2 protein-coding genes are annotated in these 2,088 nt (G+C 68.5%); both read right to left on the bottom strand.

What is annotated here, in order from left to right; all coding sequences use genetic code 11:
- Window positions 1-453: single-stranded DNA-binding protein (gene ssb / locus DBR12_RS20190; RefSeq protein ID WP_108618866.1), on the bottom strand; the 453-nt coding region annotated here is incomplete at its 3' end.
- 129 nt (window positions 454-582) lie between these two features.
- Window positions 583-1,761, bottom strand: a complete 1,179-nt coding sequence (locus DBR12_RS20185; RefSeq protein ID WP_108618867.1) for an MFS transporter — start codon at window positions 1,759-1,761, stop codon at window positions 583-585.
- Window positions 1,762-2,088: the final 327 nt, after the last annotated feature.

Genomic DNA, 2,088 nt, shown 5'->3' with positions numbered 1-2,088 from the left:
GGGTGCGGGGGCTGCGCGGCGCGGGGCCTGGTCGTAGCCGCCCTGGTCCCCGCCATAGCCGTCGTCATAGCCGCCGCCTTGCTGGCCACCGCCACCCTGGCCGCCACCGCCCATGCCCTGGCGGCTGCCCAGCATCTGCATCTGGTCGGCACGGATCTCGGTGCTGTACTTTTCCACGCCGTTCTGGTCGGTCCATTTGCGGGTGCGCAGGCTGCCTTCCACATAGACCTGCGAGCCCTTGCGCAGGTACTGGCCGGCGATTTCGGCCAGGCGGCCGTTGAAGACCACGCGGTGCCACTCGGTGGCTTCCTTCATTTCGCCGGACTGTTTGTCCTTCCACTTGTCGGTGGTGGCAATCGTCACGTTGGCCACCTGGTCGCCACTGGGGAAAGTGCGCATTTCAGGGTCGCGGCCCAGGTTGCCGACGATGATGACTTTGTTTACGGATGCCATGGTGCTGTCTTTGCCTTAAAGGGATGAGAGAAGCGCCGGATTTGGAGAGGGATTCCGGGCGCCAAACGCGCCATTGTGCCGCAACCGGGGGGCAATGGAAGCCCCTGGGAGCGAGGGCTCACCCGTGCGTCAGTGCCCGCCGCGCCCCACGGGGCGCAGGGGCCAGGTCAGCACCAGCCACAAGGCCGTGAGGGCAGCGGTGGTGGCAAAGAGCCCCGGGACCCCGGCCCATTTCACCAGTGCGCCGCCCAGTGCGCCCCCCGCAAACAGGCCCAGTGATTGCAGGGTGTTGTAGGTGCCCAGCGCCGCGCCGCGCAGCCTCGAAGGCGCCATGCGCGACACCAGGCTGGGTTGGCTGGCTTCGAGTGCATTGAACCCGCAGAAAAACACGAACAGCAAAGGCCCCAGTACCCACAGCGTGGCAGGCTGGCCGCTGGCCGCGAGCAGGCCCAGGCCCGCCTGGACCACCAACACCAGGGCAATGGCGCCCAGAAGCGCGGCGCGCAGCCTGCCCGCACGTTCCAGTGCAAAGAGCCCGCCCATGGCCCCAAACGACAATACCACCGCAGGCAGGTACACCTGCCAGTGCTCGTCCTTGTCCAGGCCCGCTTGCACCAGCAGCGCGGGCACGGCCACCCACATGGACAGCTGCACCGTGTGCAGCACAAACACGCCCAGGTTCAGGCGCAGCAAGTCGGGCTGCGTCCACACCTCGGCCAGCCGCCCCCGGGGGGCATTCTGGTGCTGGGTGGTTTCTGCGGGCACCCACCACACCACCACTGCCACGCCGGCCAGTGCCAGCGCGCAGGTGAGGCCAAACAGTCCGGCCAGCCCGATCCGGGCCGCGAGCACGGGCGCCAGTACCAACGCCACGGCAAACATCAGGCCAATGCTGCCGCCCACCAGCGCCATGGCCTTGGTGCGCACGGCGTCACGCGTCTGGTCGGCCAGCAGGGCCGTCACAGCGGCTGACACCGCCCCTGCGCCCTGCAGCGCGCGGCCCACCAGCAGCCCGGTGAGCGAATCTGCCAGCGCGGCCAGCAGGCTGCCTGCCGCAAACACCAGAAGCCCCAGCACGATCACGCGCTTGCGGCCAAATCGGTCCGATGCGATGCCCAGCGGCAGCTGCAGCACCGCCTGCGTGAGGCCATAGATGCCCATCGCCAGCCCCACCAGCGCCGGGTCGTCGCCCCCGGGGTACTTGCGGGCTTCGAGTGCAAACACGGGCAGCACCAGGAACAGGCCCAGCATGCGCAGCGCAAAAATAAGGGCCAGGCTCACGCTGGAGCGGCGCTCCAGCGCGGTCATGGGGGTGGCAGGTGCAGAGGGCTGCGGGGCAGCTGCGGCTGGCAGGGAAGAAGAATCCGGCACGGTGTGCGCTATGGCCCAAAAAGCAAAAGCGGGATTTTCGCCCATTGGCTCCCGGGGCGCTGACCAGAGCCGACCCGCAGGCCCGGTTTTTCAGCTTTTGTCCTGCCTTGAGGGGCGGTCCATCCAAATCATCCGGGCCACCAGCGCGGCGAGCAGGCCCAGCGCCCAGGGGTTGTCGATGGGGGTGGGAATGTGGGAGCCGTCGTGAGATTTGGCGCTGCCGTTGGCGCTGTGCCCGGGCGCCGGGGTGGGGCTGGGCTCCCA

Source organism: Acidovorax sp. HMWF029, assembly GCF_003060895.1.
Classification (GTDB): Bacteria; Pseudomonadota; Gammaproteobacteria; order Burkholderiales; family Burkholderiaceae_C; genus Acidovorax.
This window is presented reverse-complemented; position numbering and strand designations above follow the sequence as displayed.